Here is a 19,901-nt window from a genome sequence, read left to right as displayed (position 1 = left end):
CGCCGGCCCCGGGCGGCCCTCTAGAACTTGGGAACGGTCAGGCGTTCCCTGGAGGTTTTTGCCCATGGATCGTAATTTTCGACGCCTGCATTGGCGCTGGCTGGCCATGTGTGCCATCACCGCCACCCTGGCTGGCTGCGCACCGGCTCCCGTGGCCGAAACCGATGCCGAGTCCGGCGCCCTGATGGCAGGTTCTGCTGGTGCAGCAGGTGCCGAGGCCATGGCTGAAGGCCATACGCCTGCGGCCGTTCCCTCAGCAGGCAAGCGCAGCAGCCGCGCCTCGCGGGCCACGCCGCCTGCCAGCAGATCCGCGGATGCCAGGCCCTCCGAACCGGCTTCGCCCGAAGAGAGTTCCGACACTCCCTCCAATCCCGATTTCGCCCTCGTTCCCTCGCGCGACAGCGACCAGCAAGGCCTGGCCTCCTGGTATGGCCCGGGCCTGCATGGCCGGCTGACGGCCAGCGGCGAACGTTTCGACAAGGAAGAGCTGACGGCTGCGCACCGCAGCTTCGCCTTCGGCAGCCGTGTCTGCGTGCGCAGCGCCGCGACAGGCAGGACGGTGGTGGTGCGCATCAATGACCGGGGGCCGTTTGCGCCCGGCCGCGTGATCGACCTGAGCCAGGCTGCGGCGCAGGAGCTGGGCATGGTCGGCCTGGGCATCAAGCCCGTGGAACTGTGGCAGCTCGACGAAGGCGAGGAAGAATGCCCCGAAACCCTGGTCACGGCCAGGAAGGCAGAGTCGCTCAAGAAGACGCAGCAGGCCAAGGGACAGACACAAACACAGGCGCGGACCCAGGTTCAGGCAAAGGCCCCGGTCCGTCCGCGTGTGCAGGCCAAGGCGCCCGCACCCAGGCCCAATGCACGCACGGCCGTGGCCAGCCGTGCCGTCCCTGCCGCCAGGCCGGTGGCGAAGGCCGCTGCGCCCGCCGCAGCCTCGGCCACGGCAGTGGCCTCTGCGGCGTCGAGCTCGCGCTGAAACGTGCTCAGCCGCCGGATTCGAGCGTGAAGGCCGCGTTCTCGTCCTGACCGAGCAGCTTGACCAGCTGCGGCATGGCCGGCTTGAGCTGTTCCTTGAGATTGAACGGCGGATTGATCAGGAACATGCCGCTGGCCGGCAGGCCGCCGCGCTCCGACGTCTTGTTGCTCTTGACCGTGAGCTCCACATGCAGCCAGCTCTTGCCGGCCTTGGTGGTCATGGTCTTCAGGCGGCGCGGCAGATCGTGCGCCTCGGGGCGCGGGATGATCGGATACCAGACCGCATACGTGCCTGTGGCAAAGCGCTTGAGGCTGTCGGCCGCCATGTCCAGCACCTTGGCGTAGTCGCTCTTGAGCTCGTAGCTGGGGTCGCACAGCACCAGGGCGCGGCGCGACGGTGGTGGCAGGAATTTCTTGATGCCCTCGAAGCCGTCCTCGTGCAGCACGGCCACCTGGCGGCCCGCTTCAAGCTGGGCAATGTTGCCCGCCAGCGAGCGCATGTCGGTGGGATGCAGCTCGAAGACCTTGAGCTTGTCGCGCTCCTGCACGCGCAGCAGGGACTGGATGATGAAGGGCGAGCCCGGGTAGTTGCGCAGCTGCGCGCCCTGGTTGAAGGAGCGCACCGTGGCCAGGTAGGCCTGCAGCACCGGGGCCAGCTCGGCCTCCTTGGCCTGGGCCAGGCGCATGATGCCGTCGGCCGACTCGCCGCTCTTGTTGGCGTAGTCGCCGTCCAGTCGGTACAGGCCGGCGCCGGCGTGCGTGTCCAGCACCGTGAGGGCGGCATCCTTCTGGAGGAGGTATTGCAGGGTGGCGATCAGCACGGTGTGCTTGAGCACATCGGCATGGTTGCCTGCATGGAAGGCGTGGCGGTAACTGAACATAGGCGTATGGTAACCAGCCGCGCTGCCGGGTGGTTGCCCGTGGCGGCTGAAGGATGGGGGCCGGCGCTGAAGCCAGTGCGGCGCAAGGGGGATGGCGAAGGCCTGCCGTTTTTGTATAATGGAGGGCTTCGCAGCGATTTTAGGGTCCCGCGGCGAAGTTTACATCCCCGCCTAAGAGGCTTCCTTTTTGAAGAAGCGCCGACCGCGGAAAAGGACCCGCCAAACCTTTCTTGAAAGAGAAAACTCATGTCTACATTCAGCGCAAAGCCCGCTGAGGTGCAACACGAGTGGTTTGTGATTGACGCCACCGATAAGGTGCTCGGACGTGTCGCCAGCGAAGTGGCACTCCGTCTGCGCGGCAAGCACAAAGCCATTTACACACCTCACGTTGACACCGGCGACTTCATCGTCATCATCAACGCCTCCAAGCTCAAGGTCACCGGCACCAAGAACCTGGACAAGGTGTACTACCGCCACTCTGGTTTCCCCGGCGGCATCACTGCCACCAACTTCCGCGACATGCAGGCCAAGTTCCCCGGCCGCGCTCTGGAAAAGGCCGTCAAGGGCATGCTGCCCAAGGGTCCCCTGGGCTACGCAATGATCAAGAAGCTCAAGGTGTACGGCGGTGCTGAGCATCCCCACACCGCCCAGCAGCCCAAGGCTCTGGAAATCTAAGGAGACCTAGATGATTGGTGATTGGAACAATGGCACCGGCCGTCGCAAATCCAGCGTCGCGCGCGTGTTCCTGAAGAAGGGCTCCGGCAAGATTACCGTGAATGGCAAGGACATTCAGGAATACTTCGGCCGCGAAACCTCGATCATGATCGCAAAGCAGCCCCTGGCTCTGACGAGCAACCTGGAAGCTTTCGACATTCAAGTGAACGTCCACGGTGGTGGTGAATCCGGCCAGGCCGGCGCTACCCGCCACGGCATCACCCGCGCCCTGATCGACTATGACGCAGCGCTCAAGCCCGTCCTGAGCCAAGCCGGCTTCGTGACGCGTGACGCTCGTGAAGTCGAACGTAAGAAGGTCGGCCTGCGCTCCGCACGCCGCGCCAAGCAGTTCTCCAAGCGTTAATCCGCTGGCACTGCAGGAAAGTCCCCCGGGGCTTTCCCCAGAAAAAAACCGCCTTTGCCGGCGGTTTTTTTCTGGGCGATGCAAACCCTTCGCATTCACCTTCGCCGTCGGTGGCCAATGCCCCCACTTGCACTGTCGTCAAGCCGGCGGCCCCGGGAATTCCCGAGCCCTTTGCTGTACCATTCGGGCCAATTGAGAACTTCGGAGTATCCCCATGAGCGCCGTCGCAGAAATCACCGAAACCACCACCGCCGAAATGCCCACCCCGATCGTCTTCACCGACAGCGCAGCTGCCAAGGTGGCCGATCTGATCGCCGAGGAAGGCAACCCTGACCTGAAGCTGCGCGTGTTCGTGCAAGGTGGCGGCTGCTCGGGCTTCCAGTACGGCTTCACCTTCGACGAGATCACCAACGACGACGACACGACCATGACCAAGAATGGCGTGTCGCTGCTGATCGACGCCATGAGCTACCAGTACCTGGTGGGTGCCGAGATCGACTACAAGGAAGACCTGCAGGGCGCGCAGTTCGTGATCAAGAACCCCAACGCCTCCACCACCTGCGGCTGCGGATCGAGCTTCTCGGTATAAGCCTTGTCGGCCGCGCTGCAGTGAAGCCCACAGCAGCCCGCCGCACAACACGCCACCAACCGCCGCGCAGCAATGCGCAGGCGGTTTTTTAACGCCTGCGCCCTTCCTGCCTTGCCATGATTCCTGAAGACAAAAGCGCTTCCGCCTCCTCCACATCCTCCTCGCGTTCGGTGCTGCTATGGCTTGTGGCCATCGGCTTTTTCATGCAGACGCTGGACGGCACCATCGTCAACACCGCGCTGCCCACCATGGCCGAGGCCTTGGGCGAGAGCCCGCTGCGCATGCAGTCGGTCATCGTCGCCTACTCGCTGACCATGGCCATGCTGATCCCGGCCTCGGGCTGGATGGCCGACCGCTTCGGCACGCGGCGCGTCTACCTGTGGGCGATTGCGCTGTTCGTGCTGGGCTCGGTGATGTGCGCGATTGCGCCCAACCTGCAGCTGATGGTGGCTGCGCGCGTGCTGCAGGGCATGGGCGGGGCACTGCTCATGCCGGTGGGGCGGCTGGCCGTGCTGCGCGCCTTTCCGCGCGAGCAGTTCCTCAAGGCCATGAGCTTCGTGGCCATCCCCGGCCTGGTCGGGCCGCTGATCGGCCCCACGCTGGGCGGCTGGATGGTGGAGTACGTGAGCTGGCACTGGATCTTCCTGGTCAACGTGCCCGTGGGCCTGATCGGCCTGGCCGCCACGCTGCGCTTCATGCCGGTGGGCGACCGCTTTGCCGTCAAGCGCTTCGACGGCGTGGGCTATGCGCTGCTGGCCTTCGGCATGGTGGCCGTGTCGCTGGCGCTGGACAGCATGTCGGGCAAGGGCATCCATGGCGCCATGGTCTTCGTGCTGCTGATCTTCGGCCTGGCCAGCCTGGCCGCCTACTGGCTGCATGCGCTGCGCCGGCCCGACCCGCTGTTCGCCCCCGAGCTGTTCGCCGTGCGCAGCCTGCGCGTGGGCCTGCTGGGCAATCTGTTCTCGCGCCTGGGCAGCTCCTGCATGCCCTTCCTGATCCCGCTGGTCCTGCAGGTCTGCCTGGGCTTTTCGCCGCTGCAGGCCGGCATGATGATGCTGCCCACGGTGCTGGCCAGCATGGCCATGAAGCGCCAGACCACCACGCTGATCCAGCGCATAGGCTACCGCCGCGTGCTCATGGGCAACACCCTGGTGCTGTCGCTGATGATCGCCAGCTTCGGCACGGTCTCCACGGCGCTGCCGCTGTGGGTGGTCATCGTCCAGCTGCTGATCTTCGGCGCCACCAACTCCATGCAGTTCACGGCCATGAACACCGTCACGCTCAAGGACCTCGATGCCGGCAACGCCAGCAGCGGCAACAGCCTGCTGTCCATGGTGCAGATGCTGGCCATGGGCATGGGCGTGGCCGCCGCAGGTGCGGTGCTGGCCGGTTTCAGCGAATGGTTCGGCGGCGACACGCCGCAGCACACCCTCAATGCCTTCCGCGCCACCTTCGTCTGCATGGGCGCGGTGACGCTGGCCTCGACCATGATCTTCTCGCAGCTCGGCGACGATGAGGATGTGCGGCCCAAGCCTCTGGAGCCGGCCGAGCACGAGTGAGGGCTGTGCATAGCTTTTGAACCCTGAACCGCTGCAATCCACACTTTTGTTGCGGGTTTACCCTTGTTTTTGGCAAGGATATATGGCAGCCCGCATAGGAAATATCGAGGCCGTCTTATGCGTTTGGGCGGGGCTGGACTTAATCTCGGGTACATCCGCAGGACTTACGCAAGCAAGAACGCAAACACGCCATCGCCACAGGGCCAGCGGCTTTCTTCCTCGGAATTTGCGTAAGTCGTGATCCGAACAGTCCACGCACCAGCAGTTGCCCCCACGAGCATGAGCCAGAGCCCCAGTTCCCAACCCATCCGCTTCTATCACCGCGGCCAGATCGTCGAGGTACAGGGGCCGCATCCCACGCGCTCGGTGCTCGACTGGCTGCGCGGCGACGCGCGCTGCACCGGCACCAAGGAGGGCTGCAACGAAGGTGACTGCGGCGCCTGCACCGTGGTCATCGCCGAGCTGGCCGAAGACGGCGCGCCCGACGCGGTGGGCGGCCTGCAGCTGCAGACGGTCAATGCCTGCATCCAGTTCCTGCCCACGCTGCACGGCAAGGCGCTGTTCACGGTGGAGGACGTCAAGGGCCAGTGCGCCGGCAAGCAGGGCTGTGCCACCGGCAAGCCCGCAGGCGGTGCCGAGCTGCACCCCGTGCAGCAGGCGCTGGTGGACTGTCACGGCTCGCAGTGCGGCTTTTGCACGCCGGGCTTCGTGATGTCGCTGTGGTCGGCCTACGAGCACCACCAGCAGGCCGGCACGCGCCCCTCGCGCCAGCAGCTGGCCGACGAGCTGTCGGGCAATCTGTGCCGCTGCACGGGCTACCGTCCCATCCTGGACGCAGGCCAGCGCATGTTCGACCTGCCCGCCACGCGCATGGCCACCGACCCCGTGGTGCAGGCACTGCAGGGCCTGCGCGCGCAGGATGCCGGCTTGGACTACACCGCGCCCAACGCCGCCCAGGGCGGCCGTGTGGACAGCTTCCACGCTCCGCGCACACTGGACGAGCTGGCCGCCGTGTGCGAGGCCAAGCCCCGCGCGCGCCTGCTGGCAGGCTCCACCGATGTGGGGCTGTGGGTGACCAAGCAGTTCCGCGACCTGGGCGACATCGTCTATGTGGGCGACGTGGCCGAGATGAAGCGCGTCGAGGAACGCCGCGGCGCGGGCAGCCTGGACGGCGGCGAGCTGTACATCGGCGCCGGTGCCTCGCTGGAATCGGCCTGGTCGGCGCTGTCGCAGCGCTTCGAGGGGCTGACCGACGTGTGGCTGCGCTTTGCCTCCGTGCCCATCCGCCATGCGGGCACCATGGGCGGCAACGTGGCCAATGGCTCGCCCATTGGCGACTCCCCGCCCGTGCTGATGGCGCTGGACGCGCAGATCGAGCTGCGCAAGGGCGCACGCGTGCGCCGCATGCCGCTGCATGACTTCTATCTGGACTACATGAAGAACCAGCTGGAACCGGGCGAGTTCGTGCAGGCACTGGCCGTGCCGCTGGACGCTGCACGGCGCCAGACCCGTGCCTACAAGATCAGCAAGCGCTTTGACTGCGACATCTCGGCGCTGTGCGCGGGGCTGGCCATCGAGCTCGATGGCGAGGTGGTGAAGTCCGCCCGCCTGGCCTTTGGCGGCATGGCTGCCGTGGTCAAGCGTGCGGCCCTGGCGGAGGCGGCCATCGTGGGCCAGCCCTGGGACCAGGCCGCAGTGAAGGCCGCCCAGGCCGCGCTGGCCCAGGACTTCAAGCCCATGTCCGACATGCGCGCCAGCGCCGACTACCGGCTCAAGGTGGCGCAGAACCTGCTGCAGCGCCTGTGGCTGGAGACACGTCCGCAGCAGCCGCTGCCGCTGCAGGCCACCAGCGTCTGGAGCGTGATGCCCCACGCAGTGCACCAAGGAGCCTGAAATGAACCGCCCCATCGATCCCTCCCTGCTGCACTCGTCCGAGGCCTTTGCGCATTACCTGAAGAACACCGCCTTCCGCGTGGACGAGCGTGCCGAGGCCGGCGCCCACACCCAGGGCCAGCGCGTGGGCATCAGCCGCCCGCATGAATCGGCGCATCTGCATGTGGCCGGCGAAGCCGCCTACATCGACGACCTGCCCGAGCTGGACGGCACGCTGCACTGTGCGCTGGGCCTGTCGCCCGTGGCCCATGGCCGGCTCAATGCGCTCAGGCTGGATGCCATCCGCGCCATGCCCGGCGTGGTGACCGTGCTCACGGGCGAGGACATTCCCGGCGTCAACGACTGCGGCTCCATCATCCACGACGACCCCATCCTGTGCAGCGGCGAGATCCGCTACCTGGGCCAGCCGCTGTTCGCCGTGATCGCCGAAAGCCGCGAGGCGGCGCGCCTGGCTGCGGCCCAGGCCAAGGCGGCGGCCGACATCGCGGCCGAGCCGCCCGTGCTCACGCCCCAGCAAGCGCATGAGCTGGGCCAGTACGTGCTGCCGCCCATGCACCTGGCGCGCAGCACGAATGAAGGCGGCGCGCGCCGCGCCATGGACGAGGCGCCGCACCGCCTGAAGTCATCGTTCTACGTGGGCGGCCAGGAGCAGTTCTACCTGGAAGGCCAGATCAGCTACGCCATTCCCAAGGAGGACGGCGCCGTCCACCTGTACTGCTCCACCCAGCACCCCAGCGAGATGCAGCACCTGGTGGCCCATGCGCTGGGCGTGGCCTCGCACGCCGTGCATGTGGAGTGCCGCCGCATGGGTGGCGGCTTCGGCGGCAAGGAGTCGCAGTCGGCCCTGTTCGCCTGCGTGGCCTCGGTGGCCGCGACGCGGCTGCGCCGCCCCGTCAAGCTGCGCCTGGACCGCGATGACGACTTCATGATCACGGGCCGCCGCCACTGCTTCTGGTACGAGTACGAGGTGGGCTACGACGACGAGGGCCGCATCCTCGGCGCCGAGATCTCCATGGTCTCGCGCGCCGGCCACTCGGCCGACCTGTCCGGCCCCGTGATGACGCGCGCGCTGTGCCACTTCGACAACACGTACTGGCTGCCCGATGTGTCCATGCACGGCTACTCCGGCAAGACCAATACGCAGAGCAATACGGCGTTCCGCGGCTTCGGCGGCCCGCAGGGCGCGATCGCCATCGAGAACATCATGGAGACGGTGGCGCGCGAGCTGGGGCGCGACGCGCTCGATGTGCGCCGCGTCAACTTCTACGGCAAGACCGAGCGCAACGTCACGCCCTACAGCCAGGTCGTGACCGACAACGTGATCCACGAGCTGGTTGCCGAGCTGGAGACCTGCAGCGACTACCGCGCGCGCCGCGACGCCATCGCCGAGTTCAACGCGGCCAGCCCCGTGCTCAAGCGCGGCCTGTCGCTGACGCCGCTCAAGTTCGGCATCTCCTTCAACGTCAAGCACTTCAACCAGGCTGGCGCCCTGGTCCATGTCTACAACGACGGCTCCATCCTCGTGAACCACGGCGGCACCGAGATGGGCCAGGGCCTGAACACCAAGGTGGCCCAGGTCGTGGCGCATGAGCTGGGCGTGGGCTTCGGGCGCGTGCGCGTCACGGCCACCGACACCACCAAGGTGGCCAATACCTCGGCCACGGCGGCATCGACGGGGGCCGACCTCAACGGCAAGGCCGCGCAGGACGCGGCGCGCCAGATCCGCGAACGCCTGGCCGCCTGCGCCGCCGAGCGCCATGGCGGCCGTGCCGAGGACGTGCGCTTTGCCAACGACCAGGTCCACGTCAACGGCAAGGTACTGGATTTCAAGGCCGTGGTGGGCGAGGCCTACATCGAGCGCGTGCAGCTGTGGTCCGACGGCTTCTATGCCACGCCCGGCCTGTCGTGGAACAAGGACACCATGCAGGGCCGGCCCTTCTTCTACTACGCCTACGGCGCGGCCGTGAGCGAGGTGGTGGTGGACACGCTGACCGGCGAGTTCAAGCTGCTGCGCGCCGACGTGCTGCACGACGTGGGCCGCTCGCTGAACCCCGCCGTGGACGTGGGCCAGGTCGAAGGCGCCTTCATCCAGGGCATGGGCTGGCTGACCACGGAAGAGCTGGTCTGGCACCCGCAAAGCGGCAAGCTCACCACGCACGCGCCCAGCACCTACAAGATCCCGACGGCCAACGACTGCCCGCCCGTGTTCAACGTGCGGCTGTTCGAGGGCGACAACTTCGAGGACTCCATCCACCGCAGCAAGGCCGTGGGCGAGCCGCCGCTGCTGCTGCCGTTCTCGGTGTTCTTCGCCATCCGCGACGCCGTCTCGGCCGCGGGCGGGCACCGCAGCAACCCCCCGCTGCAATCGCCGGCCACGCCTGAATCCATCCTGCGCGCCATCGAGGCCGTGCAGGCCGCCGGGAGCTGAGCGGACCGGCGCCGCCCCCTCATTCCTTGAATCCGCGCGCAGCGATGCGCGCCACCAGGTCCATGGCCGCCCGGCAGGGTGCCATGCCTTGTGCCGGCCTGGACAGCCGGTGCTCAACCCTGGGCGCTTTCACAACCGTTGCGCCCCGCATGCGAAAACAACACGGAGACAATGCGATGAACTGGATGGAACGGGTGTTCAAGCTCAGTGAGCACGGCACCAATGTAAGAACCGAGCTGGTCGCGGGCCTGACGACCTTTCTGACGATGGCCTACATCATCTTCGTCAATCCCTCGATCCTGGGGGATGCGGGGATGCCCAAGGGGGCCGTCTTCGTGGCCACCTGCCTGATCGCGGCGCTGGGCACGACCATCATGGCGCTGTACGCCAACTATCCCATCGCGCTGGCGCCGGGCATGGGCCTGAACGCCTACTTCGCCTACGTGGTGGTGCTGCACATGGGCTTCACCTGGCAGGCCGCGCTGGGCGCGGTCTTCGTCTCGGGCTGCCTGTTCCTGCTGGTGACGCTGTTCGGCCTGCGGGAGCTGATCATCAAGGGCATACCGCAGTCCATACGCATAGCGATCACCGTGGGCATCGGCCTGTTCCTGGCGCTGATCGCGCTCAAGAGCGCGGGCATCGTCGCGGCATCGCCGGCCACCTTCGTGACCCTGGGCGACCTGCACAAGCCCGAAGTCATCCTGGCTTCGCTGGGCTTTCTGATCATCGTGGTGCTGGACCGCCTGAAGGTGCCGGGCGCCATCCTGATCGGTATCGTCGCGGTCACCGTGGCCTCGTTCTTCTTCGCGGGCAACGAGTTCCACGGCGTGTTCTCTGCGCCGCCCTCCATTGCGCCCACCTTCCTGCAGCTGGACATCAAGTCCGCGCTGACGGGCGGTATCCTCAACGTGGTGCTGGTGTTCTTCCTGGTCGAGCTGTTCGATGCCACGGGCACGCTGATGGGCGTGGCCAAGCGCGCCGGCCTGCTGGTGCCCAGCCGCATGGGACGATTCAACCGCTCGCTGCTGGCCGACAGTGGCGCCATCTTCGCGGGCTCGCTGCTGGGCACCTCCAGCACCACGGCCTATGTGGAAAGCGCGGCCGGCGTGCAAGCGGGCGGCCGCACGGGCCTGACGGCGCTGACCGTGGCCGTGCTCTTCCTGTGCTGCCTGTTCCTGTCGCCGCTGGCCGGCGTGGTGCCCGGCTACGCCACGGCGCCCGCGCTGTTCTTCGTGGCCTGCCTGATGCTCAAGGAGCTGACCGAGATCGAATGGGGCGAGACCACCGAGGCCATCCCCGCCGCCGTCACGGCCCTGCTCATGCCTTTCACCTACTCGGTGGCCAATGGCCTGGCCTTCGGCTTCATCACCTATGCCGTGCTCAAGCTGTTCACGGGGCGCGCCAAGGAAGTGCACTGGATGGTGTGGCTGATCGGCGGCGTCTTCCTCTTCAAGTTCGTCTATATCGGCGGCTGACGTAGCGCACTGTTTTTGGTGGGGGGCCCGCGCCTGGCAGCAATGCCTTGCGCGGGCCTTTTTGCTGGCGCTGCTTTTCCGCGGTACTCATGCGGGGTGGATGGCGCCCAGGATGCGCGGGCCGCGTGCGCCCGTCACGGCGGGCAGGTTGCCCGGCAAACCCAGCAGGGCCTGGCGCGCCAGCCAGGCAAAGGCGGCGGCCTCCACCTGCTGAGGCGGCAGGCCGCGCGCGGCCGTGGTGTCCACGGCCACGCCGGGCAGCAAGGCGGCGATGCGCTGCATCAGTTGCGTGTTGAAGGCGCCGCCGCCGCAGACCAGCAGCTCGCCGCCGCCACGCCCGAAGCGCTGCACGGCACCGGCGCAGGCGCGGGCCGTGAATTCGGTGAGCGTGGCCTGCACGTCGGCAGGGCGGGCATCGGCGGGGCTGGTTGCACTGGCGGAAAGATGGCCGGCCAGCCAGTCCGCGTGGAACAGGTCGCGCCCCGTGCTCTTGGGCGGCGGCTGCTGCAGGAAAGGCTCGGCCAGCAGGCGGTCGAGCAGGGCGGGCAGCACCTGGCCCGTGGCCGCCCATTGGCCGCCGTCGTCATAGGGCTGGCCGGTGTGGGTCTGGCACCAGCCGTCCATCAGCGCATTGCCGGGGCCGCAGTCGAAGCCCAGCACCGTGCCATCGCCCGCCAGCACGCTGAGATTGGCAATGCCGCCGATGTTGAGCACCAGCACCGTCTCGCCGGGCCGGCCGAACACGCCCTGGTGGAAGGCGGGCACCAGTGGCGCACCCTGGCCGCCCGCGGCCACATCGCGGCTGCGCAGGTCGGCCACCACGGCAACGCCGCTGAGCTCGGCCAGCAGGGCCGGGCTGTTGAGCTGCAAGGTGTAGCCCGTGCCGTCGAACATCTGCGGCCGGTGGCGCACGGTCTGGCCGTGGGCGCCAATGGCGGCGATCTGCGCGGGCGCCAGGCCCGTGGCCTGCAGCAGTTCCCGCACCACCTCGGCATAGCTGCGCGCCAGCGCATTGGCCGCCAGCGCCGCGCGGTGGAGCTCGTCGCGGCCATCGGGGGTGTTCAGCGCCAGCAGCTCGGCGCGCAGCGCGGCGTCGAACCCCCGGCTGGCATGCCACAGCACCTGCGTGCCTTCGGCAAAGTCCACAAGCACGCCGTCCACCCCGTCGAGCGAGGTGCCGGACATCAGGCCTATGCAGTAGCGGTGGGCGATGGGGGAGGGGATGGGCTGGTTCATGCCGGCAATGGTAGCCCTGCGGCCTGGGACCCACGATCACAAAAGGATGCGCCTGAAACAACAAAGGCTGCCAGGGCAGCCTTTGCGTGATCGCAGCGATGGTTCAGCGTTCGCTGGCCAGGGCCAGTGCTTCGTTCGATGCCTGCAGCTCGATGCGCATCTGCGCGGCCATCTTGTCGAAGGCGGCGCGGCCGGCCTTGGAGACGGGGCGGGCGGCATCGGTGGCCTGGACGATGGTCATGGGATCGCGGTGCTCGCCGTTGACGCGGAACTCGAAGTGCAGGTGCGGGCCGGTGGCCCAGCCCGTGGAGCCCACGTTGCCGATGATGTCGCCCTGTTCCACGCGCTGGCCGCGCGTGACGCCGATGTGGCTCAGGTGGGCGTAGACCGTGGTGTGGTTGTTGGCGTGGTCCACGAAGATCACGTTGCCATAGCCGTTCTGCACGCCCGCGAAGGAGACGGTGCCGTCGCCCACGGTACGCACCTTGGTGCCCGTGGCAGCGGCGAAGTCCGTGCCCAGGTGGGCGCGCCAGGTCTTGTGGATGGGGTGCATGCGCATGGCAAAGCCGCTGCTGATGCGCGAGAACTCCACGGGGGAGGTCAGGTAGGCCTGGCGGCGGCTCTTGCCGTCCATGGTGTAGTAGTCGCCCTTGGCCTTGCCCTCGTCCTGGAACCACAGCGCCTGCACGACCTTGCCGTTGTTGTGGAATTCGGCGCTGAGCACGCGGCCTGCGCGCAGCGGCTCGCCATCGGCTTCCAGCGATTCGTAGACCACGGAGAAGCGGTCGCCCTTGCGCAGGCTGCGGCGGAAGTCCACGTCGCCCTGGAAGATGTCGGCCATCTGCATGGCCACGGCATCGGGGATGGAGGCCGCGTCGGTGGCGGCAAACAGCGAGCTGCGGATGATGCCGCCGGCCAGGCGGGGCGAGGCCGTCAGCTTGCCCGTCTCGATGCGGGTGCTCAGTTCATTGTTCTTGCGCTCGACCACAAGGCGGCGGAAGCTGCCGTCCTCGTCGGGCGCCCAGCGCACGGTCAGCTGCGACAGCTGGTGGTCGGGCGTGGTCTCGGCCGTCACCAGGCGGCCGGCGCGGCCCAGCACATGCTGGCGAACCTGGTCGTTGCCGCGCATGAAGGCGGCGGCGGCCGGATCGGCCACGCCCAGGCGCTGGAGCAGGGTTTCGGCGGTGTCGCTGCCGCGCGTGTATTCGGAACGGTACAGGGACATGCCCTGCACGCTGTCGGTCAGCTCGGCCAGGGTCTGGCCTTCGGCCAGCGATTCCACGGGCGTGGAGAGCATGCGCACCGGCAGGTCGGCCGGATCGGGTCCCAGGTTGGCCACGGCGAAGGCACCGCCGCCGCCCGTGAGCAAGATGGCTGCCAGTGCCGCGGTGACACGCTTGGGGTGTTGCTGGATCACGGAGGTCAGCCGCGCAACAAGAGCACCGCTGGCATGGTTCAAGCCATATTTCACAACATCAGATCCTTGGGTTGCGCGCATCCGGCCCTGCGGGGGACGGACAGCATCGCAGCGGCGGGATACGCTCTCCAGACGGGCAACAAGTCCGCGCTCTGCGGTGCGGATAGGCGGGCGTCTAGAATTCGCCGCAGCGGGAAAATCCCCGGAGTATACCGACGCAGTCCTACGCGGCCTGGCGAAAAACCCTTATGAATCAATCTGCTGTTACAACATACCCGGTCACCGACGGTGTAAGCCAAGCGCTTGAAACCACCCTGCGCGGCGTGGATGAGCTGCTGCCCCAGGCGGACTGGGTGCAAAAGCTGGCCCGTTCCGAGGCCACCGGCGTGCCGCTGCGCATCAAGCTGGGCCTGGACCCGACGGCGCCCGACATCCATCTGGGCCACACCGTGGTGCTCAACAAGATGCGCCAGCTGCAGGACCTGGGCCACCAGGTGATCTTCCTGATCGGCGACTTCACCACCCTGATCGGCGATCCTTCGGGCCGCAACAGCACGCGCCCGCCGCTGACGGCCGAGCAGATCAAGGTCAACGCCGAGACCTACTACACCCAGGCCGCCAAGGTGCTGGACCCCGCCCGCACCGAGGTGCGCTACAACAGCGAGTGGTGCGACAAGCTGGGCGCGCGCGGCATGATCGAGCTGTCGGCCAAGTACACGGTGGCCCGCATGATGGAGCGCAACGACTTCCACCAGCGCTTCACCGACGGCAGCTCCATCAGCCTGCACGAGTTCCTCTACCCGCTGCTGCAGGGCTATGACTCGGTGGCGCTGCGCGCCGACCTGGAGATGGGCGGCACGGACCAGAAGTTCAACCTGCTCATGGGCCGCCATCTGCAGCAGGAATACGGGCAGGACACGCAGTGCGTGCTCACCATGCCGCTGCTGGTGGGCCTGGACGGCGAGCACAAGATGTCCAAGTCCAAGAACAACTACATCGGCATCACCGAGGACGCCAACACCATGTTCGCCAAGGTGCTGAGCATCTCGGACACGCTGATGTGGAACTGGTACACCCTGCTGTCGTTCAAGAGCCTGGCCGAGATCGCCGCGCTCAAGGCCGAGGTGGAAGGCGGGCGCAATCCCAAGGACGCCAAGGTGCTGCTGGCCAAGGAAATCACGGCGCGCTTTCACAGCGCGGCGCTGGCCGATGCGGCCGAGCAGGATTTCAACAACCGCAGCAAGGGCGGCATTCCCGACCAGATCGACGAGGTCAGCCTGTCGGGCGCGCCGCTGGGCATCGGTGCCCTGCTCAAGCAGGCCAACCTGGCGCCATCGACCAGCGAGGCCAACCGCCTGATCGACGGCGGCGGCGTGCGCGTGGACGGCACGGCCATCAGCGACCGGGGCCTCAAGCTCGAAGCCGGCACCTATGTGGTGCAGGTGGGCAAGCGCAAGTTTGCGCGCGTGACGCTGGGCTGATGCCCGCGCCGGGCCATGCGCCCGGCTGCACAGGAATGAAGGACGCCGGCATGCCCGCGTCCTTTTTTCATCGCCGGGCCGCCCCAAGATGAAAACGGCCCCTTCTGGGGAGCGTGGGGGCATTTTTCAAGCCGGGGGCGATTCGACGGTTTCGCGCGTGACCTCGGCCTGCTCCTGCAGCCACCGGCAGAAGGCGGCCACCTCGGGACGCGCGGCGCTGCGCGGGCCCACGATCAGCCAGTAGGCCAGCGGCGATTCCAGCCGGTGCGCGGGCAGCACCTCGACCAGGTCGCCAGCCGCCAGCGCATCGGCCACCAGCGGCAGCCGCGCAATCGCCAGGCCCTGTCCGGCCAGGGCGGCCTGCACGATCTGGTGGGCGTAGTTGAAGTACAGCCAGCGCGGCGGCTGCAGCTGGTCGCAGCCCTGCACGCCGAACCAGCGCTGCCAGCCCAGCCATTCCAGCTGGGGCATGCGGTGGGCGTCGCCGGTCTCGATCAGCGTGTAGCGCGCGGCATCGGCCGGCGTCCTGAGCGGCGGGCCGCCGGCCAGCAGGCGCGGGCTGGCCACCACGGCCAGCTGCTCGCCGAACAGGCGCTGCGCCTGGGGCCAGCCGTCGCCCGCGCGGCCGTAGCGCAGGGCCAGGTCCACGTCGGTGGTGTCCAGGTCCATCACGGTGTCGCTGGTGTCGATGCGGATGTCGATATCGGGCCAGGCGCGCTGGAAGGACTCCAGGCGCGGGATCAGCCACATGGCGGCAAAGCTGGCCCAGGTGGTGATGGCCACGCTCTTGCGGCCCACGGTCTGGCGGATCTGGCGCACCGAGGCGTCGATCTGCTCCAGCGCAGGCGCCACCGAGCGCAGCAGCTGGGCGCCGGCCCCGGTCAGCTCCACGGCGCGCGTGTGGCGCAGGAACAGCGGCACGCCGACTTCATCCTCCAGCGACTGGATCTGGCGGCTCACGGCCGACTGCGTCAGCGACAGCTCGTCGGCTGCCGCGCGGAAATTCAGGTGCCGGGCCACGGCCAGGAAGGCACGCAGATGGCCGGCTCCGATGGCGCGTGTGCGCAGCAGGGGAACGGGTGCAGTGGTGGCATGGGGCATGGCGCCGCCAGCATACGTCAATCGTGTGACCGGCCGCAGCCCTTGGCGGGCAGATAATCGGCGGCGTTGCCGGCACAGGTTCTGGCGTTTTGGATGAATCACCTATGACAGCACCTCTGGATCTCGTCATCATGGCCGCGGGCAAGGGCACGCGCATGAAAAGCCGCCTTCCCAAAGTCCTGCAGCGCCTGGCGGGGCGCCCGTTGCTGGGCCATGTGCTGTCCACGGCGGCGCAGCTGGATGCGCGCTCGGCCGTGGTGGTCACGGGCCACGGCGCGGACCAGGTGGAGCCCGCCATGGCGGCGGCCTGCCAGGGCGGCTCCATGGCGCTGAAGTTCGTGCGCCAGGAGCCGCAGCTGGGCACGGGCCACGCGGTGCAGCAGGCCGTGCCCGCGCTGGCGGGCGACGGCATGGTCATCGTGCTCTCGGGCGATGTGCCGCTGACGCAGGCCGACACGCTGCGCGCCCTGGTCGATGCGGCCGATGGCCAGCGGCTGGCCCTGCTGACCGTGCGCCTGCCCGATCCCACAGGCTACGGCCGCATCGTGCGCGGCGAAGACGGCACGGTGCAGCGCATCGTCGAGCAAAAGGATGCCAATGACGCCCAGCGTGCCATCCAGGAAATCTACAGCGGCATCATGGCCGTGCCGGCCCGCCACCTGGCCGGCTGGCTGGCCCGCCTGACCAATGACAACGCCCAGGGCGAGTACTACCTGACCGACGTGGTCGCCATGGCCGTGGCCGACGGCGTGCCTGTGGTCGCGCACTGCATTGCCGACCCGGTGCAGGTGGCGGGCGTCAACAGCCCGCTGCAACTGGCCGAGCTGGAGCGCGCCCACCAGGGCGCCCAGGCCCGTGCGCTGATGGAGCAGGGCGTGCGCCTGGCCGACCCCGCGCGCTTTGACCTGCGCGACGACCCGCGCACGGGCCGCGCCGCACGCCTGGCCTGCGGGCAGGATGTGGAGATCGACGTGGGCTGCATCTTCAGCGGCCATGTGGAGATTGGCGAAGGTGCGCGCATCGGCGCCTATTGCAGCATTGCCAACGCCACGATTGCGGCGGGCGCCGTCCTCCATCCGTACACGCATGTCGATGGCGAGAAGGCCGGCGTCAGCGTGGGCGAGGGCGCCCTGGTCGGCCCGTTTGCGCGCCTGCGCCCCGGTGCGCAACTGGGCCGCGAAGTGCACATCGGCAACTTCGTCGAGGTCAAGAACTCCGTGCTGGCCGATGGCGCCAAGGCCAACCACCTGGCCTACCTGGGCGATGCCACGGTGGGCGAGCGCGTCAACTACGGCGCCGGCTCCATCACGGCCAACTACGACGGCGTGAACAAGCACCGCACGGTGATCGAGGCCGACGTGCACATCGGCAGCAATTGCGTGCTGGTGGCGCCCGTCACCATTGGCGCGGGCGGCACGGTGGGCGGTGGCTCCACGGTCACCAAGAGCACCGAGCCCGGCGTGCTCACGGTATCGCGGGGCAGGCAGGTGAGCATCACCAGCTGGAAGCGCCCAGTCAAACTGCCCAAGTCCTGAGACTTCCGAGACACGTGGGCTCGAGGGCCCGCATCGCCGGCGGGTCCCGTACGGGGTACGCCGATTTGCCGAATCTCCTGACCCTGACCCTGTCCATGCCATGACGGAACCTTTCGCACCCCATCCGCCTCCCGACCCCGCCGCCGACCTGCAGGGCCCTCCCCGCACGTTGCAGGATGCGCTGGAGCGCCTGGCCCAGCGGGAGCAGGAACTGCAGGCCCTGCGCGCCGCGCAGCAGGAATGGCTGCATGCGGTGTCGCACGACCTGCGCGCGCCGCTGCGCCATGTGCTGTCCTTCGGCCCCCTGGTCGATGAGCTGCTGTCGCAGGCCGCGCCTTCGCCGCAGGAGCTGCAAGAGGCGCGCGGCTTCCTGCAGACCATGGACCAGTCGGCGCGCCGCATGGGCGGCATGCTCGATGGCCTGCTGGCCCTGTCGCGCGCCGCGCGCACGCCCATGCAGTGGCAGCCCGTCGCCTTGCAGGAGCTGCTGGAGCAGGCGCGCACGGCGGTGCTGGCGCAGCCGCGCTGGGCGGCCTGCGGCGCGGCTGCGCGGCTGCAATGGAGCCTGCCGCAGCAAAGTCCCGCCGTGCGTGCCGACGCGGCCCTGCTGCGCCAGGTGCTGGAGGCGCTGCTGGACAACGCCGTCAAGTTCACCCGGCCCGTGGACCAGCCGCGCATTGCCATCGATGTGGAACGCCATGCCGACGGCGGCATCACGCTCAGCGTGACGGACAACGGCGTGGGGTTCGATCCCTCGCGTGCGGGAGCGCTGTTCGGCATCTTCCAGCGCATGCACCGCGAATCCGAGTTCCCTGGCCTGGGCACGGGCCTGGCCCTGGTGCGCGGCGTGATGCGCCGCCACGGCGGCGAGGCCACCATCCGCGCCACGCCCGCGGGCGGCTGCTGCGTTTGCCTGAACTGGCCCGGCGGCGAAGTGCGGCGCGCCGATCGCGGGCTCTGAGACCGCCTGCCCTCAGATCAGCGTGTCGTCCGGCTCGGGCTGGTGCGTGGGGCGGGAGTCCCTGGTGTCCGGGCCCGTGTCGGAGCCTGTATCGGGGTCTGCGTCCGAGCCTGTTCCCGCTCGGGCAGGCGCGCTGCCGGCCATCAGCGGCGCGGCGGGAATCACCTGGTCGCGCCCGGCATCCTTGGCGCTGTAGAGCGCGCTGTCGGCCGCATTGATCCAGTCCTTGACCGACAGAAAGCTCGGGTCCGCCGCCGCCACGCCAATGCTGGCGCTCACGCGCAGCTGGGGATGCTCGCGCACGCGCAGCTGGCTCAACTGGTTGCGTATGCGCAGCGCCACCGCATAGGCGTCGTCCAGCTGGGTGTGCATGCACAGCACGGCGAACTCGTCACCGCCATAGCGGCCCGCCGCGTCGTGCGAGCGCAGGCAGTGCCGGATGGTCAGGCCTATGGCCTGCAGCACCTCGTCGCCCACGGTGTGGCCAAAGCTGTCGTTGATGCGCTTGAAGTGGTCTATGTCCACGATCAGCAGGCAGGCCGAGGCCTGCGTCTGCCGGTAGTCGCGCAGCGCGGCGCGGGCCTTTTGCCACCAGTAGTCCCGGCTGTACAGCGTGGTCAGCGGGTCGATGCGGCTGAGCACCTGCAGCTTCACGTTCTGGCGCGCCAGCTTGCGCACCAGCTGGCGCGTGGACCAGCTGGAGAACACGCTGTGCAGCAGGAGCAGGGGCAGCATGCTCAGCTGCACGGCCAGGCTGGCCTCCCAGTCGGGCACGGGCCGCAGCAGCAGGGCCACCAGCGCGGCGGCCAGCAAGGTGGCCACCAGCGATTGCAGCCAGCCGTCGCGCGTGGCCGTGTGGTTGCGGTCGGCAATGCTGATGGCCAGCAGCGCAATGCTGGGCAATGCGCAGAAATGCATCACGGGAATCCAGCTGCCGATGATCAGCGCGTCTATCTGCAGATTGGCGTGTTCGGCGCGGTGGCTGTCACGGCTGTGGCGGGCGTGCAAAAAGGCGATGTGCGGCCAGACCAGGGCGCTCACCAGCACAAAGCCCCAGACCGCCGGGCTGGCGCCCATCTCGGTCATGGCCGTGCCCACGACGAGGCCGCCCAATGCCATGCTGGAGACGCGCAAGGGGTAGGTTCGGCGATGGATGCGCTGGCGCAAGGACATGGCGGTGCGAGCCGAGTGCGCGCCGATTGCCTAGCGCGTCAGAAAGTGTTGTTGCATCAATTTGTATCATTGTCCCCGTGCGTGCGCAACGCCTTAAAGTTTAACGTTGCCCAAAGTTG

16 protein-coding genes are annotated in these 19,901 nt (G+C 68.1%); 11 read left to right on the top strand and 5 right to left on the bottom strand.

All coding sequences use genetic code 11. The features are described 5' to 3' along the window. Positions 1 to 64 precede the first annotated feature (64 nt). Positions 65 to 976 (top strand): septal ring lytic transglycosylase RlpA family protein, encoded by a 912-nt coding sequence (locus CLV01_RS28220; RefSeq protein ID WP_099732674.1) that lies wholly within the window; start codon positions 65 to 67, stop codon positions 974 to 976. Positions 977 to 983: 7 nt separating this feature from the next. On the opposite strand, the gene CLV01_RS28215 is transcribed toward CLV01_RS28220, so the two are convergent. Continuing rightward, positions 984 to 1,856, bottom strand: coding sequence for a 23S rRNA (adenine(2030)-N(6))-methyltransferase RlmJ (locus CLV01_RS28215; protein WP_063328516.1), 873 nt, complete (start codon positions 1,854 to 1,856; stop codon positions 984 to 986). A 246-nt stretch (positions 1,857 to 2,102) separates the two neighbouring features. Between CLV01_RS28215 and rplM the strand changes: the two genes are divergently transcribed. From rplM to CLV01_RS28180, 7 genes are all read left to right on the top strand, one after another. After that, entirely contained in the window at positions 2,103 to 2,531 is a 429-nt protein-coding gene (gene rplM / locus CLV01_RS28210) for a 50S ribosomal protein L13 (protein WP_012207711.1), read from the top strand. Between the two features lie 10 nt (positions 2,532 to 2,541). Continuing rightward, on the top strand, positions 2,542 to 2,934 hold the full coding sequence (gene rpsI / locus CLV01_RS28205) for a 30S ribosomal protein S9 (protein WP_012207710.1): 393 nt from the start codon (positions 2,542 to 2,544) through the stop codon (positions 2,932 to 2,934). A 214-nt stretch (positions 2,935 to 3,148) separates the two neighbouring features. Then, complete coding sequence (gene erpA, locus CLV01_RS28200) at positions 3,149 to 3,523, top strand: iron-sulfur cluster insertion protein ErpA (RefSeq protein WP_013800449.1); 375 nt, start codon at positions 3,149 to 3,151, stop codon at positions 3,521 to 3,523. Positions 3,524 to 3,639: 116 nt separating this feature from the next. Further along, on the top strand, positions 3,640 to 5,082 hold the full coding sequence (gene mdtD, locus CLV01_RS28195; protein ID WP_043820192.1) for a multidrug transporter subunit MdtD: 1,443 nt from the start codon (positions 3,640 to 3,642) through the stop codon (positions 5,080 to 5,082). Between the two features lie 279 nt (positions 5,083 to 5,361). After that, positions 5,362 to 6,975, top strand: a complete 1,614-nt coding sequence (xdhA, locus tag CLV01_RS28190) for a xanthine dehydrogenase small subunit (protein ID WP_099732675.1) — start codon at positions 5,362 to 5,364, stop codon at positions 6,973 to 6,975. Position 6,976: 1 nt separating this feature from the next. Continuing rightward, positions 6,977 to 9,403 (top strand): xanthine dehydrogenase molybdopterin binding subunit, encoded by a 2,427-nt coding sequence (gene xdhB / locus CLV01_RS28185; RefSeq protein WP_099732676.1) that lies wholly within the window; start codon positions 6,977 to 6,979, stop codon positions 9,401 to 9,403. Positions 9,404 to 9,579: 176 nt separating this feature from the next. Then, a complete protein-coding gene (locus CLV01_RS28180; protein WP_012207705.1) occupies positions 9,580 to 10,878 on the top strand; it encodes an NCS2 family permease in 1,299 nt (432 codons plus the stop codon). Between the two features lie 87 nt (positions 10,879 to 10,965). Here the strand turns inward: CLV01_RS28180 and CLV01_RS28175 are convergent, their stop codons facing one another. Both CLV01_RS28175 and CLV01_RS28170 read right to left on the bottom strand, forming a co-directional pair. Beyond that, positions 10,966 to 12,114 (bottom strand): anhydro-N-acetylmuramic acid kinase, encoded by a 1,149-nt coding sequence (locus CLV01_RS28175; RefSeq protein WP_099732677.1) that lies wholly within the window; start codon positions 12,112 to 12,114, stop codon positions 10,966 to 10,968. Positions 12,115 to 12,217: 103 nt separating this feature from the next. After that, complete coding sequence (locus tag CLV01_RS28170; protein WP_012207703.1) at positions 12,218 to 13,612, bottom strand: peptidoglycan DD-metalloendopeptidase family protein; 1,395 nt, start codon at positions 13,610 to 13,612, stop codon at positions 12,218 to 12,220. A gap of 167 nt (positions 13,613 to 13,779) precedes the next feature. Here CLV01_RS28170 and tyrS point away from each other — a divergent pair, with 167 nt between their 5' ends. Continuing rightward, positions 13,780 to 15,012: a tyrosine--tRNA ligase gene (gene tyrS / locus CLV01_RS28165; RefSeq protein WP_012207702.1), complete on the top strand. Its 1,233-nt coding sequence runs from the start codon at positions 13,780 to 13,782 to the stop codon at positions 15,010 to 15,012. A gap of 126 nt (positions 15,013 to 15,138) precedes the next feature. Here the strand turns inward: tyrS and CLV01_RS28160 are convergent, their stop codons facing one another. Continuing rightward, positions 15,139 to 16,113: a LysR substrate-binding domain-containing protein gene (locus CLV01_RS28160; protein WP_012207701.1), complete on the bottom strand. Its 975-nt coding sequence runs from the start codon at positions 16,111 to 16,113 to the stop codon at positions 15,139 to 15,141. Positions 16,114 to 16,217: 104 nt separating this feature from the next. Here CLV01_RS28160 and glmU point away from each other — a divergent pair, with 104 nt between their 5' ends. Both glmU and CLV01_RS28150 read left to right on the top strand, forming a co-directional pair. Next, entirely contained in the window at positions 16,218 to 17,648 is a 1,431-nt protein-coding gene (gene glmU, locus CLV01_RS28155; RefSeq protein ID WP_034397314.1) for a bifunctional UDP-N-acetylglucosamine diphosphorylase/glucosamine-1-phosphate N-acetyltransferase GlmU, read from the top strand. A gap of 100 nt (positions 17,649 to 17,748) precedes the next feature. Further along, entirely contained in the window at positions 17,749 to 18,609 is an 861-nt protein-coding gene (locus CLV01_RS28150; protein ID WP_012207699.1) for a sensor histidine kinase, read from the top strand. Between the two features lie 12 nt (positions 18,610 to 18,621). Here CLV01_RS28150 and CLV01_RS28145 read toward each other — a convergent pair whose 3' ends face one another. Further along, on the bottom strand, positions 18,622 to 19,782 hold the full coding sequence (locus CLV01_RS28145; protein ID WP_099732678.1) for a sensor domain-containing diguanylate cyclase: 1,161 nt from the start codon (positions 19,780 to 19,782) through the stop codon (positions 18,622 to 18,624). Between the last annotated feature and the right edge of the window lie 119 nt (positions 19,783 to 19,901).

Source organism: Delftia sp. 60 (genome assembly GCF_002754395.1).
GTDB lineage: Bacteria > Pseudomonadota > Gammaproteobacteria > Burkholderiales > Burkholderiaceae_C > Comamonas > Comamonas acidovorans.
This window is presented reverse-complemented; position numbering and strand designations above follow the sequence as displayed.

Coding starts and splice junctions, on each gene's coding strand:
- rplM (WP_012207711.1), top strand. CDS start 2,103: ATGTCTACATTCAGCGCAAAGCCCGCTGAGGTGCAACACGAGTGGTTT.
- CLV01_RS28215 (WP_063328516.1), bottom strand. CDS start 1,856: ATGTTCAGTTACCGCCACGCCTTCCATGCAGGCAACCATGCCGATGTG.
- xdhA (WP_099732675.1), top strand. CDS start 5,362: ATGAGCCAGAGCCCCAGTTCCCAACCCATCCGCTTCTATCACCGCGGC.
- CLV01_RS28175 (WP_099732677.1), bottom strand. CDS start 12,114: ATGAACCAGCCCATCCCCTCCCCCATCGCCCACCGCTACTGCATAGGC.
- CLV01_RS28145 (WP_099732678.1), bottom strand. CDS start 19,782: ATGTCCTTGCGCCAGCGCATCCATCGCCGAACCTACCCCTTGCGCGTC.
- CLV01_RS28220 (WP_099732674.1), top strand. CDS start 65: ATGGATCGTAATTTTCGACGCCTGCATTGGCGCTGGCTGGCCATGTGT.
- CLV01_RS28180 (WP_012207705.1), top strand. CDS start 9,580: ATGAACTGGATGGAACGGGTGTTCAAGCTCAGTGAGCACGGCACCAAT.
- CLV01_RS28170 (WP_012207703.1), bottom strand. CDS start 13,612: ATGCGCGCAACCCAAGGATCTGATGTTGTGAAATATGGCTTGAACCAT.
- xdhB (WP_099732676.1), top strand. CDS start 6,977: ATGAACCGCCCCATCGATCCCTCCCTGCTGCACTCGTCCGAGGCCTTT.
- CLV01_RS28150 (WP_012207699.1), top strand. CDS start 17,749: ATGACGGAACCTTTCGCACCCCATCCGCCTCCCGACCCCGCCGCCGAC.
- erpA (WP_013800449.1), top strand. CDS start 3,149: ATGAGCGCCGTCGCAGAAATCACCGAAACCACCACCGCCGAAATGCCC.
- rpsI (WP_012207710.1), top strand. CDS start 2,542: ATGATTGGTGATTGGAACAATGGCACCGGCCGTCGCAAATCCAGCGTC.
- CLV01_RS28160 (WP_012207701.1), bottom strand. CDS start 16,113: ATGCCCCATGCCACCACTGCACCCGTTCCCCTGCTGCGCACACGCGCC.
- tyrS (WP_012207702.1), top strand. CDS start 13,780: ATGAATCAATCTGCTGTTACAACATACCCGGTCACCGACGGTGTAAGC.
- glmU (WP_034397314.1), top strand. CDS start 16,218: ATGACAGCACCTCTGGATCTCGTCATCATGGCCGCGGGCAAGGGCACG.
- mdtD (WP_043820192.1), top strand. CDS start 3,640: ATGATTCCTGAAGACAAAAGCGCTTCCGCCTCCTCCACATCCTCCTCG.